1 protein-coding gene is annotated in these 930 nt (G+C 35.8%); it reads left to right on the forward strand.

Going from position 1 to position 930, the window contains the following annotated elements:
- The coding region (locus tag RRY12_13300; protein ID MEG2185651.1) for an AMP-binding protein at positions 1-930 on the forward strand (930 nt) is incomplete at both ends.

The raw sequence follows: 930 nt of genomic DNA on the forward strand, positions 1-930 counted from the left end.
GTTATTATTACCAATCATCAATATCTAAAAAATATTTCTGAGATTATTCCTTCCGGAATGGAAGTGATTAACCTGGATGAAATGGAGGGGGAGATAGATATTGATGAGGCGTTGATTAAAAGTAAATGGCAAAGTTTAATCGATACAGACCCACTGTGCATTATTAATACTTCCGGTTCGACAGGAACCCCCAAAGGGGTGGTGTTGAATCATAGAAGTTTTCAAGATTTTATCGCACGATCTTTAGAAAGCTTCCAATTTTCAGAGAATGAAATGATAGGTTCACTTTCTCCTCTTGTTTTTGATATATACAGTTTTGAATTGTGTATGCTGATGGTGAAGAGCAGTACCATTGTTATTATTCCCGATGGTTTATCTGCCTTTCCTATAACCATATTAAAATTAATGCAAGAGCAGAAAATTTCATTTATATTTTGGGTGCCGACGATTATGGTCAACATTGCTAATATGAATCTTTTTGCATCCATTCAATTACCGGATTTAAAAACAGTTTGGTTTGCAGGAGAAGTTTTTCCAACTAAACAGTTTAATTATTGGCAAAGTCACCTGCCTCATACTTTATTCGCCAATCTGTATGGTCCCATAGAGATTACTTTGGATTGTACTTATTATGTTATTAATAGAGAAATAAAGGATGAAGAGCCGATCCCTATCGGATATGCCTATAAGAATACCGATATTTTAATATTGAATGATAAAAATGATAAAACGAAGCAGGGAGAAGAAGGGGAATTGTGTGTAAGAGGAACGTCCTTGGCGATGGGTTATTATAATAATCCGGAGAAGACTGCGGCTGCTTTTGTACAGAATCCTTTGAATCATTCTTATCCTGAAATTATTTACCGGACAGGTGATTTAGTTTATGTGAACGCACGAGGGGAAATCGTTTTTAAAGGGCGAAAAGACAGC

This window comes from Cloacibacillus sp., from assembly GCA_036655895.1.
Taxonomy (GTDB): Bacteria; Synergistota; Synergistia; order Synergistales; family Synergistaceae; genus JAVVPF01.